Origin of the sequence: Hoeflea sp. BAL378, assembly GCF_000759435.1 — a bacterium.
Classification (GTDB): Bacteria; Pseudomonadota; Alphaproteobacteria; order Rhizobiales; family Rhizobiaceae; genus Hoeflea.
This window is the reverse complement of record NZ_JRJG01000010.1, coordinates 37,271-52,047: the sequence shown is the minus strand read 5'-3', so window position 1 is coordinate 52,047 and position 14,777 is coordinate 37,271. Positions and strand designations below refer to the sequence as shown.

General features: G+C 64.9%; 13 protein-coding genes. 10 read left to right on the top strand and 3 right to left on the bottom strand.

Annotated elements, in window-relative coordinates; genetic code table 11:
* Positions 1-12: 12 nt before the first annotated feature.
* The 3 genes from LL06_RS03515 to LL06_RS03505 form a co-directional block, all read right to left on the bottom strand.
* Complete coding sequence (locus tag LL06_RS03515) at positions 13-1,326, bottom strand: TRAP transporter large permease subunit (protein WP_035522231.1); 1,314 nt, start codon at positions 1,324-1,326, stop codon at positions 13-15.
* Positions 1,327-1,377: 51 nt separating this feature from the next.
* Positions 1,378-1,926, bottom strand: coding sequence for a TRAP transporter small permease (locus tag LL06_RS03510; RefSeq protein ID WP_081963627.1), 549 nt, complete (start codon positions 1,924-1,926; stop codon positions 1,378-1,380).
* Positions 1,927-2,003: 77 nt separating this feature from the next.
* Positions 2,004-3,140 carry a C4-dicarboxylate TRAP transporter substrate-binding protein gene (locus LL06_RS03505; protein ID WP_161784928.1) on the bottom strand — a complete coding sequence of 379 codons (1,137 nt, stop codon included), beginning with the start codon at positions 3,138-3,140 and terminating at the stop codon, positions 2,004-2,006.
* Between the two features lie 535 nt (positions 3,141-3,675).
* On the opposite strand from LL06_RS03505, the gene LL06_RS03500 reads away from it, so the two are divergent.
* From LL06_RS03500 to LL06_RS03455, 10 genes are all read left to right on the top strand, one after another.
* Positions 3,676-5,322, top strand: a complete 1,647-nt coding sequence (locus LL06_RS03500; protein WP_161784927.1) for an AMP-binding protein — start codon at positions 3,676-3,678, stop codon at positions 5,320-5,322.
* 130 nt (positions 5,323-5,452) lie between these two features.
* On the top strand, positions 5,453-6,634 hold the full coding sequence (locus LL06_RS03495) for a thiolase family protein (protein WP_035522301.1): 1,182 nt from the start codon (positions 5,453-5,455) through the stop codon (positions 6,632-6,634).
* Between the two features lie 12 nt (positions 6,635-6,646).
* Positions 6,647-7,411, top strand: coding sequence for an SDR family NAD(P)-dependent oxidoreductase (locus tag LL06_RS03490; protein WP_035522225.1), 765 nt, complete (start codon positions 6,647-6,649; stop codon positions 7,409-7,411).
* A gap of 2 nt (positions 7,412-7,413) precedes the next feature.
* Entirely contained in the window at positions 7,414-8,589 is a 1,176-nt protein-coding gene (locus LL06_RS03485) for a 12-oxophytodienoate reductase (RefSeq protein WP_081963624.1), read from the top strand.
* Between the two features lie 33 nt (positions 8,590-8,622).
* Complete coding sequence (locus LL06_RS03480; protein WP_035522222.1) at positions 8,623-9,792, top strand: acyl-CoA dehydrogenase family protein; 1,170 nt, start codon at positions 8,623-8,625, stop codon at positions 9,790-9,792.
* Positions 9,789-10,898, top strand: coding sequence for an acyl-CoA dehydrogenase family protein (locus LL06_RS26260; RefSeq protein ID WP_052161170.1), 1,110 nt, complete (start codon positions 9,789-9,791; stop codon positions 10,896-10,898). Before LL06_RS03480 ends, LL06_RS26260 begins: the two co-directional genes overlap by 4 nt.
* On the top strand, positions 10,895-11,965 hold the full coding sequence (locus LL06_RS03470) for a phosphotransferase family protein (protein ID WP_035522220.1): 1,071 nt from the start codon (positions 10,895-10,897) through the stop codon (positions 11,963-11,965). The genes LL06_RS26260 and LL06_RS03470 overlap by 4 nt, the downstream gene beginning before the upstream one ends.
* A gap of 6 nt (positions 11,966-11,971) precedes the next feature.
* On the top strand, positions 11,972-13,210 hold the full coding sequence (locus LL06_RS03465; RefSeq protein ID WP_035522217.1) for an acyl-CoA dehydrogenase family protein: 1,239 nt from the start codon (positions 11,972-11,974) through the stop codon (positions 13,208-13,210).
* Between the two features lie 19 nt (positions 13,211-13,229).
* Complete coding sequence (locus LL06_RS03460; RefSeq protein WP_052161169.1) at positions 13,230-14,030, top strand: enoyl-CoA hydratase/isomerase family protein; 801 nt, start codon at positions 13,230-13,232, stop codon at positions 14,028-14,030.
* Positions 14,027-14,761: an SDR family oxidoreductase gene (locus LL06_RS03455; RefSeq protein WP_035522214.1), complete on the top strand. Its 735-nt coding sequence runs from the start codon at positions 14,027-14,029 to the stop codon at positions 14,759-14,761. The genes LL06_RS03460 and LL06_RS03455 overlap by 4 nt, the downstream gene beginning before the upstream one ends.
* Positions 14,762-14,777 lie beyond the last annotated feature (16 nt).

The following is a 14,777-nucleotide window of genomic DNA, read 5'->3' as shown; positions in this document are numbered from 1 at the left end:
AAAGCCTGTCGGTTACCGGCTCAAGAGCTGGGAGGGGATGAAGGTCGAGATCGACGGGAAGCCGATCAGAAGCGCCATGATGACCACTTCCGCCGCCAGGAACCACAGGACGCCCCGGAAGATCGTCGGCAGCGGGATCCTGTCGCCCATCACCCCTTTGACGACATAGACATTGAGGCCCACCGGCGGCGTGATCATGCCGATTTCGAGGTACTTGACGACGATGACGCCGAGCCAGATCAGGTCGGTCCCCTGCGCCTTGAAGATCGGATAGATGACCGGCAGGGTCAGAAGCATCAGCCCCAGCGGCTCCAGGAAGCATCCCAGGATGAGATACATCAGCGAAACGCCGAGGATGAGCATCAGCGAATTCGCGCCGAGCGCGGACACCTGCTCCGCCAGAAAGGCCGGAACGCCCGAAAAGGCAAAGAACCGCGTGAGCAGAAGCGCGCCGATGGCGACGAAGAAGATGCTCGACGTGCTCAGCAAGGTTTCGCGGATGCTGTCGAAGATCGCCTTCCTGGTCAGCGCCCCGCGCACAACGGCGATCACGGCCGTGAACCCCGCCCCGAGCGCTGCGGCCTCCGTGGCCGTGGCGATCCCGGAATAGAGCGACCCGATCACCCCCAGCACGAGGAGTGGCAGCGGCCAGATATCGACAAGCGACCGCATCTTTTCGGCAAATGTCGGCTGGATATCCACCATCGGCGCAAGTTCCGGCTTGAGGTGGCAGCGGACAATGATCAGGAGCGCGTAGATGAATGCCGTCAGCAGGCCGGGCAGGATGCCGGCGAGCAGGAGGGCGGAGATCGATGTTTCCGTGAACCAGCCATACAGAACGAACAGGATGCTGGGCGGGATCAGCGCGCCCAGGGTTCCGGCGGCGGCGACCGAACCGGCGGCCAGCGCCGGATCATACCCGGCCCTGAGCATCTGCGGGATGGCGATGCGCCCCATCGCCGCGCAGGTCGCAAGCGAGGATCCGGAAGCCGCGGCAAAGCCGGCGGAGGCAAAATTCGTCGCCACCGCGAGGCCACCCGGCAGACGGGCGAGCCAGACCTTGGCGGCATCGAAAATGCCCTTCGTCAGACCGGTATGAAAGGCGATCGCCCCCATGAGGATGAACATGGGGACAGCGGACAGGGTCCAGCTCCCGCCGAACTCCATCGGCATGCTGCCGAAAATGCCGAGCGTCGCATTGGGCCCCCGGATCAGCAGCAAGCCGACCAGCGAGACACCGCCGAGGGCCAGGGCGATGGGAACACGGAGGGCAAGCAACACGAGCAGAACCGGTATTGCCGACAGACCAATGGAAAGATTGGACATGAATGAACCTTTGATTGACGCTGACTGAGGGCAGACCGCTGGCGCCAGGCGCTAGATGCCCTCTAAATCATGCGATGTCTGAGGCGAAAAATGGCGCGGACCCTTGCCGGTGATGGCGAACCGCAGGTCGTCGATGGCCTGGAGCAGCATGACGATGGCCATCAGCCCGAACGCGATCGGCAGGATCCATCGCGCCGGCCAGACCGGCATGTCGAGATAGGTGATGTCCTGGATCTCGTTGCGCGCCGTCGCCGCCATGGCCTCGTTAAACACCAGCCAGGTCAATAGCCCGATATAGATGAAGCCCGCGATTTCAGCCACGCCGTCGAAGGCCGATCGTTTGCGCTCGGACAGTCCCATGGTGAAGAGCTCCACCATGAGGTTCTCGCGCTTGAGCTGCACATAGGCGATCGGCAGGAACACCGCCGCGACCATGTAATACCAGGAGACGATCTGGATCGTGCCCGGGATCGGCTGGGAAAACAGGTATTTTCCGGCGATGTCGCCGACGACGTTCAAGAGCATCAGCAGCAGCGCCACCCCTGCTATCACCATCAAGGCGAGGCCCAGTTTATCGACAGCCCTGTACAATCTTGCCATTCTCTTCCCCAAAGTCGGTGCAAAACGCTGCGGCAAGCGGCGAAAGCAACCCGCCTTTCGGCGGGTTGCAGAAGCGCTTACTGGACAGAGACGTTGTCGTAAATCTCCGACTTCAGGCGGGCGCGGAAGGTTGCCCACTGATCGTCATTCCAATTGCCGTCGCTGCCGATCTCGTTGTAGATCTGGGTCCACTTGTCCACATTGCTTGTGAAGGCGGCGACAATGGCTTCGGGGTCCTTGACGCCGCGATCCCGCGCGGAGGCGACGGCGTCGTCGGCCTGTTTGGCAAGGGCCTCCTTGACGGCCGCCTGCAGTTCCGGGTCGGCTTCAACCGCTTTCATGCTCTTCTCGGTCGTGGCGGTCACCATCGCCTCGCCGGAGCTCTTGAGCGTCACATAGCCATTGTCGGCCACGATGCCCGGTGCTGCGTCCAGCATGACGCGCTTGTCCTCGGCGCTCAAGCCGTTCCAGACGCCGCTGTTGACCAGGAGCAGGCCGTAATGGGTGACGGTCCCGAGCGGAAGCTCGACCGTGACCGAGTCCGCCACATCCCAAAGCTGCAGGGTGGCAAGCGTCGCCGCGCCGATCGCGGTGCAATCGATCTGGCCGCGCTGAAAGCCTTCGTAGATCTCGGCGAAGGTGATGTTCACCGGCGTCGCGCCAACCGCGGCCATCAGCCGGGCAAGCGCGCCGGTGGCGCGCACTTTCGCGCCCTTCAGGTCCGCAAGCGAGGCAACATCCTTCTTCGTGCAGATGAGGCTGAACGGCTCGGTGGAAGCGTTGGCCACGAAGGTGACGCCGAGAGCGTCCAGCTCCTCCTTGCACTGGGGGCAGTCGAGCATCAGGGTTTCGGTGACAGCCGCTGCCGAGACCTGCTGGATCGTGCCGGGCATGTCCGCGACAAGCGTCACCGCGGGTGCAAGCGACGGGGTGTAGGCATAGGTGACGTTTCCGGCATCAACAATGCCCTTGCTGATGGCTTCGAACTGCGTCGTGGCCGACGCAAGCACGCCGCCGCCCGAAATGCTCAGGCTGAGCTTTCCGCCGGACGCCTCGGAAATGCTGTCCGAGAAACGCTTCATGACATAAGCGTTGTCGTAATGCGTGTCCGGCAAGAAGCTGGAATAAACGAGCTCCCCGGCAACGGCCGTGCCCGCCACCGACATCGCACCGGCCAGAGCCAGCGCCGTCATCCTGGTCATTTTGCTTTTCATGTGAATCCTCCCGATACCGAATATCCTCGGCATGCGTTATCGCCAGCTACTGTTCATCACACGGAGCAATCGCCTGTGCCTCTTGTGGCGGCAACCCGCACCCATCAAAGGCAATTCCTCGCATGCTAGGACATGACCCTATGCACATGTCGGACAATTTTCAATCCTAATATCGATATAAATTCGTAGATAGAAAAAAATTAGGTCTGCGCACCGGCCGCTCCACCCAGCCGGCGCGGGCCGGGTCGCGCCTGTCCGGGCCGCCGCCGCGCGCTTTCCCGCACAGATGTCGTCCGCCGGAACGGCCCCTCGACTCCCGGACCTGACGCCTGCCCGTCCGGCGCCGGCCGGATTGGGCCAATCCCCCTTTGAGGCCGGCTCGCATTCCTCTCTGATCCGCCTGTGCGCCAAGCGGAATTTTCTCAATCCGGCCAAGGCGGCGGGTCTGTACACCGAACCAAAAAATTCTATTATGCGAAATTGCTTCGTAATGGAGAATACGATACTTCTGGTGCCGCTTGGGAGGAGCATGATCATGCAGACGAAGAACACGCCTTGGACATCGCCATCGCTGGCGGAAAAATCACGCGACCTGACAGGCCGGAAGATATGGACGGGCAAGACGATCGCCGATTACGCGGCTGAGGCCCGATCGGAAAATCCCGACCGTCCGGTGATCGTCGCCGACGGACGGACCCACACGATCTCGGACCTCATAGACCGGGCAACGGCTCTGGCCCGCGGCCTGATGGAACTCGGGCTGAAGCCGGGAGACACGATCAGCCTCCAATTGCCCAACTGGATCGAGGCGGCGGAAATCGATCTGGCCGCGGTGATGGGCGGCTTCGTCATGAACCCCATCGTCTCGATCTATCGCGGGTTCGAGCTGCGCTCGATCCTCAACGATTGCCGGTCGCGCCTCATCTTCTCTCCCGGGATCTACCGCACCACCGACCATCTCGAGGTCTTGCGCGAGATCAGGGAGGCAGTCCCGGGACTCGACCATGTCGTTCCGGTCCGCAGCCCGGGCAGCGCCGGACCGGGGTATGAGGACATTATTACCCTGGGCCGGGCGAGCAACGCCACGCTTCAGGCCGCCCACCCGGACGATGTCAAGCAGATCGTCTACACATCGGGCACCACCGGCCATGCCAAGGGGGTGATCTGGACCCATAACCAGGCGCGCCGGACCCTGGCCAACAGCGAAGCCGCGTTCGGCCTCAAACCCGGCGCGACCTTTCTCATCGGCACGCCGGTCGGCCATGTGAGCGGCCTGAGCTACGGCATCGACAACTGCTTCTACCTCGGCACCCAGACCATCCTTATGGAGCGTTGGGATGCCGACGACGCGGTCAAGCTGATCGATTCGCTCGGCGCGCAGGTGATGGTCGGGGCAACGCCCTTTCTCGCCGGCCTGCTCGAGGCTGCCGAGCGCGCCGGGTCGACGCTGCCCAGCCTGGAGGTGTTCTTTTGCGGCGGCGCGGCCGTCCCGCCCGACCTGATCAGGCGCGCCAACAGGGTTTTCCGGAACTGCCGGACATTCCGGGTGTTCGGCTCCACGGAGTGCCCGATGATCACCCAGGGCTGCCCGGAAGACCCGGAGCTTTCGGCCACGACGGACGGACGCATCTACGACTATGAGGTCAAGGTCGTCGATGATGCCGGCCGCATTGTCGCGCCGGGTCTCGACGGGGAAATCCTGGCGCGGGGACCGGCCATGTTCATGGGCTATACCGATCCCGTCGCCACGGCGGAGGCTTTCGACGACGAGGGCTTCTTCCGCACCGGCGATATCGGCCGGGTCACCGCTGACGGCGTGCTGACCGTGACCGGGCGGAAAAAGGACCTGATCATCCGCGGCGGCGAGAATCTCTCCCCCAAGGAGATCGAAGACGCGCTTCACACCCATCCCGACATTCGCGAGGTGGCCATCACCTCCATGCCCCATGCCCGGCTGGGAGAAGGGGTCTATGCCTTCATCATCCCGGCAAGCGAACGGCGCCCGGACCAGGGGGCCTTGGCGGAGCATCTGCGCTCCATGGGCCTTGCCGCGCAGAAATGGCCGGAACGGATCGAATATGTGGACGATCTGCCGCGCACGCCCTCCGGCAAGGTCCAGAAGCACATTCTGCGGGCGAGGATCGTCGAGGACTTTGCCCGGCAGGCGGGCGGACAGGGCTGAGGTTGACGGCAAATTTTTCTTGATAGCGAAAAAATAACGCTATTTGGGATTGACCTGTCCCGTCGATTGCCGCAATTGAAAGAGGCTCGCAGCTTTTGCGAGCCGACATACGCTCTTGGAGGACACCATCATGACAGGCATACCGGTAATTGTAGATGCGGTGCGCACGCCCATGGGACGCGGCAAGGAAGGTGGCGCACTCTCGGCAATCCACCCCACGGACCTGCTGGCGGTCCTTCTTCAGGAGCTGGTTGCCCGCAACCGGCTCGATCCCGGCACGGTGGACGATGTGATTACCGGCTGCGTCAGCCAGGTCGGCGAACAGGCCGGGTCGCCGGGGCGCATTGCCTGGCTCGGCGCCGGGTTCCCCGAACACGTCCCCTCCACCACCGTCGACCGGCGCTGCGGATCGAGCCAGCAGGCCGTCCATTTCGCCGCCCAGGGCATCATGGCCGGGGCCTATGACATCGTCATCGCCTGCGGCGTGGAATCGATGAGCCGCGTGCCGATGTTCACCGCGCGCATCGGCCAGGACCCGACCGGCGCCATGCTTCACGCCCGGTATGAAGGCGGCCTGATTCCTCAGGGCATCGCCGCCGAGCGCATCGCCGCCAAATGGAACATCACCCGCGCCGAGATGGATGCCTTCGCGGCCGCATCCCACCAGCGCGCCGCCGCGACCCGCGATTCAGGCGGATTCGACAATGAAGTCGTCGCGGCGAAAGCGCCGGGCGGGCTGGTCGCGCGGGACCAGACTATCCGCGACTCCTCGACCCCGCAGGCCCTGGCCGAACTGAAGACGTCCTTCGACAACCCGGCGTTCAAGGAGCGCTACCCGCAGATCAACTGGAGCATTACGGCGGGCAATTCGTCCCAGTTGGCCGACGGGGCTTCGGCGGTTCTGGTCATGAGCGAAGCCACGGCGAACCGCCTCGGCCTGAAGCCGCGGGCGCGGTTCGTTGCCTTCGACGTCATCGGCGACGACCCCATCATGATGCTGACGGCCCCGATCCCGGCCACGAAGCGCGTCCTCGAGAAAGCCGGTCTCAAGATCGGCGACATCGACCATTTCGAGGTCAACGAGGCCTTTGCCAGCGTGCCGCTGGCTTGGCAGAAGGAATATGCGGTGGATCCGGCAAAGCTCAATCCGCGCGGCGGCGCCATTGCACTGGGCCACCCGCTGGGCGCTTCGGGCGGCCGCCTGATGGCGACCATGCTCAACGGCCTCGAACAAACCGGCGGGCGCTATGGCCTTCAGGTCATGTGCGAGGCAGGCGGGCTTGCCAATGCGACAATCATCGAGAGACTTTGAGGAACACGGAAAATGGATATCAAGGGTAATGTTGCCGTTGTCACCGGCGGAGCGTCAGGCCTGGGCTATGCGACGGTCAAGAAGCTGATCGCCGAAGGCGCCAAGGTTGTCATCGTCGATCTACCAAGCTCGAACGGCGCGGCCGTCGCCGCCGAATTCGGCGACGCGGCGCGCTTCTCGCCGGCCGATGTGCGCGACGCCGACCAGATGCAGGCCGCGTTCGACATGGCGGCGGAACTGGGGACGCTGCGCGCCTGCGTGCACTGCGCCGGCCGCGGCGGCCCGGTGCGTGTGGTCGACAGGGACGGCAATCCCGGTTCGCTGGATCTTTACCGGGAAGTCGTCGAAATCAATCTGATCGGCAGCTTCAACACGCTGCGACTCGCCGCCGCCGCGATGGCCAAGAACGACGAGGTCGACGGTGAACGCGGCGTGGTCGTCCTGACCGCGTCCGTGGCCGCGTTCGAGGGGCAGATCGGCCAGATCCCCTATGCCTCGGCGAAAGCCGGCATCCACGGCATGACCATTGTCGCGGCCCGCGATCTGGCCAGCCGCAAGATCCGGGTCTGCACCATCGCCCCGGGCACATTCGAGACGCCCATTCTCGATCGCGTCAAACCCGAAGTGAAGGCTGCGCTCGAGAAGGCGACGCCCCATCCTGCCCGGCTGGGCCGGCCCGAGGAATACGCCAAGCTCGCAGCCCACATCATCGACAACGCGATGCTCAATGGCGAGACAATTCGCATCGATGGCGCAATACGGATGGCCCCGAGGTAAGCATGACCGATTCTGCAGCACAGACACCCCGTCATCTCGACCGGGCGGCTCTCGGGGAGCCGCTCACCATCCGCGCCGTCACCATCCCGAACCGCATCGCGATGGCGCCGATGACGCGCGGCTTCAGCGCCGGCGGCATCCCGACAGCGGCCAGCGCGGACTATTACGCGCGCCGGGCAAGGGGCGGCACGGGACTGATCATCACCGAGGCCGTGGGCGTCGAGCATCCCTCAGCCCTCGGCGAGGCCGGGCAAGGGATCGACGAAGCGCCGGTCCTGTACGGGACCAAACCGCTTGAAGGCTGGCGCCGCGTGGTGGAGCAGGTGCATGCGGAAGGCGCCAAGATCGTCCCGCAACTCTGGCACCAGGGCGTCATCCGCGCACCGGGGACAGGCCCGTTCCCGGACGCGCCGACGATCGGCCCGTCCGGCGTGTGGGGGCCGCTCGGCACGACCTCGCTGGAGAGCGACAAGATCCCCTCCAATCCCGTTCTCGGAGATCCCCTGACCGACGAACAGATCCAGGACGTGATCGACGCCTTCGTCGGCGCGGCCGCCAATGCGGTCGGGGTCGGCTTCGATGGAATCGCCATCCACGGGGCGCATGGCTATCTGCTGGACAATTTCCTCTGGGAAGGCACCAATCTGCGCACCGATCGCTGGGGCGGGGACCGCAAGCGGCGCAACGCGGTGATCGTCGAGATCCTCTCGGGGATCCGTCGCGTCATCGGCGACCGTCGCCCCATCATCTTTCGGTTTTCGCAGTGGAAGCTGCAGGACTACCGCGCCGAACTCGCGCGCACGCCTTCGGAACTGGAGGAAATCCTGGGCCCCATGGCCGAGGCGGGTGTCGACATGTTCGACGCCAGCGTGCGCTTTTTCGATCGCCCGGCGTTCGAGGGTTCGGACATGAACCTCGCCGGGTGGGCCAAGAAGCTGACCGGCAAGCTGTCGATGACCGTCGGCGGGGTCGGCCTCAACAAGGGGACCTTCGACGATGCCGGAGGCCTGGCAGCCGTCGACAATATCGACAAGATCATGGCCCGCTTCGCCCGCGGCGAATTCGATATGGTCGCCGTCGGGCGCGCGCTGATCGGCGATCCGGACTGGACCAGGAAAATGCTCGATCATACGCTCCCGCACCCGTTCCATCCCAGGCAGCTCGAAACGCTCGAGTGATAGAAGCAGGGCCATCAGCACGGAGAATACCTGATGACAGATGATGCATTTCGGAAGCAGGTCAGGGCCTGGATTTCGGCAAACCTGCCTTCGGACTGGCGCGCCCGCATGGAAGGCGCGGATACGGCAGCCTTCGTGGAGCTGCAACGCGAATGGTTCGAGACCATCATCCCGTCGGGCTATGCCACGCCCCACTGGGATTCCGCCTGGGTCGGCGGCGGATTGCCGCTCGAAAGACAGGTCATCATTTTTGAGGAAATGGCGCGCGCCGACGCGCCGCGGCTGCTGCTGTATTTCATCTCTCTCTATCACGCCGCCATGACCATCAGCCATTGGGGGACAGAGGCGCAGAAGGCGCAGCACCTCGATGCGATCCTCAAGGGGGCGATCTGGTGCCAGGGCTTTTCCGAGCCCAATGCCGGCTCGGATCTGGCGTCGCTGCGGACACGGGCGGAACGCGTCGGCGACAACTACATCGTCAACGGGCAGAAAATCTGGTCGACCATGGGCCAGCATGCCGACTGGTGCCTGCTGCTGGTGAGGACGTCGAAAGAGGGGCCGAAGCAGGCCGGAATCACCTTTCTTCTCATGGACATGAAATCCGAGGGCATCGTCACGCGACCCATCCGGCAGATCACCGGCGACGAGGAATTCAGCGAGCTTTTCCTCCAGGACGTCGTCATCCCGGTCGAGAACCGACTGGGCGCCGAGGGCGAAGGCTGGAAGGTGGCGCAGACGACGCTTGCCTCCGAACGCGGCCTGACCATCCTGGAACTGGCCGAGCGCATGCATCGGGCCGTCTGGCGGCTCCTCGAGGCCATGAACCGGTCCGGACGGTCGGGCGACGCCGAATTCCGGCGCAAGGGGACCATGGTCCAGATCAAGATCGAGGCGTTGCGGGCGCTGACGGGACAGATGATGCGGCGCGCCGGCAAAGGCGAAGACGCGCCCGGCGATTCCTCCTTCGTCAAGCATTTCTATGCCGAGGTGCTGCGCGAATTCACCCAGCTCGGCCTCGGCGTCGAAGGCATGCATGGCCTGGCCAAATCGCCCCTGGTGCTGGGCGCGGGACATGAAACCGGGAACTGGATGTTCGACTTCCTCAATTCCTACATGTGGACCATCGCCGGCGGCACCAACGAAATTCAACGCAACATCATTTCCGAACGCGTTCTGGGAATGCCGCGGGAGAAGACATCGTGAGCGCGACGGAAGAGAGTATCGACGTGATTGATGCGGCGGAGATGGCGGATACCGCGCATCGCGTCCTGGCCAATCATCCGCAAAGACGGGCGCTGGCCGAACCCCGGGCCGCGCAGGATCACTGGCGGCAGTTGGTCGACCTCGGATGGCTGACGCTCGCCATCCCCGGCGCCTTCGACGGCCTCGAGCAGCCCTACACGACGCTCGTCCCCCTCTACAGCGAGCTGGGGCGCGTCCTGTCGCCCGCGCCGCTCTTGAACTCCATGCTCCTGGTCGAGATGCTAAAAGGCTCGGCGCTTGCCGGGCAGTTCTACGCAGGCATCGCATCCGGCGAGATTGTCGTCGCGCTGCACCGGCCGCATGACGCGCCGTTGGCCGCAAGCCCCGCGGGCGACGGGCTGCGCCTGGACGGCGAAATTGCCCACTGCCTTGCCCCTTCCCAAGCCACCCATCTTGTCATTGTGATCGAGCAGGCGGGCGAGCCAGCCATCGCGATCGTCGAAACAGGTGGCGCGGGACTGGAGATCGCCCCGGTCGCGTTCTGGGATCCGTCGCGCGCGCTCGCCCGGGTGACCTTCTCCGGCTTCACCGTTCCGGAAACCGCGCTGATCCACGTCGGCGACCCCGCGCGCGCGGCCATCCTGCGTGCCCAGGCGCATTTTGACCTAGCCATTGCCGGCGATGCGATCGGCGGCGCGGCGCAGGCCCTCCAGGACACGATCGACTACAGCATCACCCGCCAGCAATTCGGGCGCGCCATCGGCTCCTTCCAGGCGATCAAGCATCGCTGCGCCGACATGCGCACCTGGCTCGAATCCGCGTCAGCGCTGGTCTCCCATGCGGCGCAGGTGATGAGCGAACAAGGCTGCGACACCCCGTTGGCCGGCGGGGCGCGGCTCTGGGCGACCGAGGTCTACCGGCGCATTGCGATGGACGCCATCCAGATCCATGGCGGCATCGGCTTCACCGCGGAGCAGGATTGCCATCTGTTTTTGCAACGCGCGCTGCTCGACGAGCATCTTGCCGGCGGCCCCTCCGACACTGCTGAGAAGCTCTATGCCCCGTTCGCGGAGATGGTTGCACAGCGGTTTGGAGGATTGCTTTGACCACCGCCACCGAGCAGCACTTCGGCATTGACCTGGCGCGCCTGGAGCGCTGGATGGATGCGCAGGGCATCGCCGCCGGACCCATCAGCGATGTGGTGCGGCTCGCCGGCGGCACCCAGAACATCCTTCTGTGCTTTCGCCGCGGCACCGAGACGTTCGTCGTGCGCCGGGGGCCCGAGAACCTGCGCGACGAAAGCAATCGCATCATCACCCGCGAGGCCCGGCTGCTGGCGGCGCTCGAGGGCACCAATGTTCCCCATCCCGCCTTCATCGCCGGATCGGACGGGCCGGAGGCGCTGGGCGCGAGCTTTTACCTGACGGCCTTTGTGCCGGGCTTCAACGCCACGCTCGATCCGCCCCCGCGATTGCGCACCGACGCCGGTTTCCGGCATCGCCTCGGCCTGGAACTCGTGGGAGGGCTGGCAAGGCTCGCCGCGCTCGACCCGCTCGAGATGGGACTGGCGGATTTCGGCCGGCTCGAGGGATTTCTCGAACGCCAGACCGGCCGCTGGACCAAGCAATTGGACAGCTATGACGCCTTCGCCAATTGGACGGGCCGCGACGAGCTGCCGGGGCTCACGGACATCCGCCAGTGGCTGGACCGCAATCTCCCGCCCCGGATGCAGCCCGGCATTATTCATGGCGACTATCACCTGGGCAATGTGATCTTCGATGCGGACGGCCGGCTGGCCGCGATCGCCGATTGGGAAATGGCCACGCTGGGCGACCCGCTGCTGGACCTGGGGCGCCTGCTCTCCACCTGGCCGGACGAGAACGGCGACACGCCCTTGAGCCTGCGCGTGGAGCCTGCCGACGGGTTTCCCAGACGCAGCGAACTGATCGCCGAATATGTCCGCCTGACGGGGCGCGATCTCACCCACCTGCGCTGGTTCGAGATCCTGTCCTGCTTCAAGCTGGGCATCATCCTCGAGGGCACTTACGCGCGTTCCTGCGCCGGGCTGGTGGACAGCCAGACCGGGGACCGCCTGCACCGTTCTGCAATAGCGCTGCTTCAGCGCGCACTGGGCTGGATCGCCGACGATACCAGCCGCACTAGACAGGGGTAACCAGCCGTGGACTTTGATCTTTCACACAAGCAGGCCGAATATCTCGACGCCGTGCGCAGCTTCATGCGCAGCGAAGTCGCGGCCGCCGTGCCGACCTATTATGCGCAGCTTGACGAAAACCGGTGGCAGCAGCCCGCCATCCTTCAGGAGCTCAAGGCCAAGGCGCGGGCAAAAGGACTCTGGAACCTGTTCATGCCGCCCTCGCCCGAGCACGACACCAGCGACTATCATGGCGCAGGCCTGTCCAATCTCGACTACGCCCCGCTCGCCGAGGAAATGGGCCGCATCACCTGGGCCTCGGAAGTCTTCAATTGCTCGGCTCCGGACACCGGCAACATGGAGGTGCTGCACCGCTACGGCACCGCGGCGCAGAAGCAGACTTGGCTGCGCCCGCTGCTGGATGGCGAAATCCGCTCGGCCTTCGCCATGACGGAACCCGATGTCGCCTCCTCGGACGCGACCAATGTGAGCATGACGATCGTCCGCGACGGCGACGACTATGTGATCAACGGCAAGAAATGGTGGATTTCCGGCCTGGGCGATCCGCGGTGCACGCTGATGATCGTGATGGGCAAGACCGACCCCACCGCCGCCCGGCACCAGCAGCAGAGCCAGATCCTTGTCCCGCGCGACACGCCGGGCATTCACATCGGCCGGATGCTCACCAGCTTCGGCTATGACGATGCCCCGCATGGCCATTTCGAGGTGACCTTCGACAATGTGCGCGTGCCCGCGGAGAACCTCCTGCTCGGCGAAGGGCGCGGCTTCGAGATTTCCCAGGGCCGGCTCGGCCCGGGACGGATCCATCACTGCATGCGCATCATCGGCATGGCGGAAGTCGCGCTTGAAAAGATGGTCCGGCGCCTGCAGTCGCGGCACACATTCGGCCGCAGGCTTGCCGATCAATCGATCTGGGAACAAAGGGTGGCGCAGGCACGGGTCGACATCGAGATGACCCGGCTGCTGACCCTGAAGGCGGCGGACATGATGGACAAGGTCGGCAACCAGAAGGCGCGGCTCGAGATCGCCATGATCAAGCTCGCAGGTCCGCTCACCGCACTTCGGATCATCGACAACGCCATCCAGGCCTTCGGCGCGGGCGGCCTCGATTCGGACGCCGGCACCGCGGCGCTGTTCGCGCGTGTGCGTGCCCTGCGGATTGCCGACGGACCCGACGAAGTCCACGCCCGCACGGTCGCAAGGCTCGAGTACAAGCGCTACCCGCCGCAAGACATCCCATCCTGACCCCATGCTAGGATCCGCCATGAGCTTTCTCGAACTCGATACCAGCAGCAGCATCGCGCAGTTGCGGATGAACCGGCCCGATATCGCCAACGCGGTCTACCCGGAAGCGCACACCGAGCTTGTCGGCGCCCTGCGGGAGATCGCGGGCAGGACCGACCTGCGCGCGCTGGTCATTTCCGGCGCGGGACGACATTTCTCGGCCGGCGGCGACCTGGACTCGATTGTCGAGGCCCATCATTCGCTCGAGCTTCGGCGCCACATGGTGCATGAAGCCACCGAAATGTTCGGCATCCTCACCCGGCTCGACATCCCGGTCATCAGCGCGGTGCAGGGCACCGCGGCGGGCCTCGGCGCCACGATTGCGGTCGCGAGCGACATCATCGTCGCCGACAAGAACGCCCGGTTCATCGATCCCCATGTGGTTCTCGGTCTCGTCGCCGGCGACGGCGGCGTGATCGCCTGGACACAGGCGATGGGGATCAATCGCGCCAAGCGCTATTTGCTGACGGGCGATCCGCTGAGCGCGGAAAGCGCCTATGACATGGGGGTGGTGACCGATCTCGTCGACACGCCGGAGGAGGTGCTGCCGCACGCGCTCTCGATCGCGCAACGGATCGTTTCCTATCCGCCGCTCGGCGTGCAGGGCACCAAGCGCACCTTCAACAAGATCACCCAACAGATCGCCCATGGCACGCTGGAACTGGGCCTGATGCTGGAAGCCGAGAGTTTCCAGGCGCCGGAACTGCTGGAGACCGTGCGGGGCATGCAGGCGGCAAAGGCCGCGGCTGCGGCCGCGAAGGCAAAGGCGGCAGGCAAGTGAACCCGTTCGACTTTTCCGGAAAGACAGTGCTCGTGGTCGGCGGCTCGAGCGGCATCGGCAACGGCATCGCCCAGGCGTTCCGCGCCTATGGCGCGGACGTGCTCGTCTGGGGCACGCGCGCGAGCGCGGCCGACTATGACGGTGTCGAAGGCTCCAACCTTTCGGGGCTTGCCTACACGAAGGTCGATGTGCGCAATGACGCAGAGGTCGAGGATGCGGCCGGCCGGATCCCCAAGCTTGACGTGCTGATCATGGCGCAAGGGGCCGTCGAATACAAAAGGCGCGAGTTCGAGATGGAGAGCTTTCGCAGGGTGATCGATGTCAACCTCTCGAGCGTCATGCTGTGCGCCACGACCTTCCACCAGCGCCTGAAACAGGCCTCGGGCTCCATCGTCGTCATCGGCTCGATCGGGGCGCTGAAGGCGGTCAAGGGCAACCCGGCCTATGCCGCGTCCAAGGCCGCCGTGCACGCCCTGGCGCGCACGCTCGGCGATGCCTGGGGCGGTGACGGCATCAGGGTCAATGTGCTGGCTCCGGGCATGGTGGCGACCAAGATGACCGGCGTGACGGTCAACAATCCCGACCGGCTGAACGCCGCCCTGGGGACGATTTCCCTTGGCCGGCTGGGCACGGTCGAAGACATGGCCGGGCCTGCGCTGTTCCTGAGCTCGCCGCTGGCTGCCTACATCACCGGGCAGACGCTTGTCGTGGATGGCGGCCGGATCCTCTGATCCTTGCCGCCCGGGT

Excerpts from the sequence above, each read along its gene's own strand:
- LL06_RS03515 (WP_035522231.1), bottom strand. The coding sequence starts at position 1,326 with ATGTCCAATCTTTCCATTGGTCTGTCGGCAATACCGGTTCTGCTCGTG.
- LL06_RS03510 (WP_081963627.1), bottom strand. The coding sequence starts at position 1,926 with ATGGCAAGATTGTACAGGGCTGTCGATAAACTGGGCCTCGCCTTGATG.
- LL06_RS03505 (WP_161784928.1), bottom strand. The coding sequence starts at position 3,140 with ATGAAAAGCAAAATGACCAGGATGACGGCGCTGGCTCTGGCCGGTGCG.
- LL06_RS03500 (WP_161784927.1), top strand. The coding sequence starts at position 3,676 with ATGCAGACGAAGAACACGCCTTGGACATCGCCATCGCTGGCGGAAAAA.
- LL06_RS03495 (WP_035522301.1), top strand. The coding sequence starts at position 5,453 with ATGACAGGCATACCGGTAATTGTAGATGCGGTGCGCACGCCCATGGGA.
- LL06_RS03490 (WP_035522225.1), top strand. The coding sequence starts at position 6,647 with ATGGATATCAAGGGTAATGTTGCCGTTGTCACCGGCGGAGCGTCAGGC.
- LL06_RS03485 (WP_081963624.1), top strand. The coding sequence starts at position 7,414 with ATGACCGATTCTGCAGCACAGACACCCCGTCATCTCGACCGGGCGGCT.
- LL06_RS03480 (WP_035522222.1), top strand. The coding sequence starts at position 8,623 with ATGACAGATGATGCATTTCGGAAGCAGGTCAGGGCCTGGATTTCGGCA.
- LL06_RS03460 (WP_052161169.1), top strand. The coding sequence starts at position 13,230 with ATGAGCTTTCTCGAACTCGATACCAGCAGCAGCATCGCGCAGTTGCGG.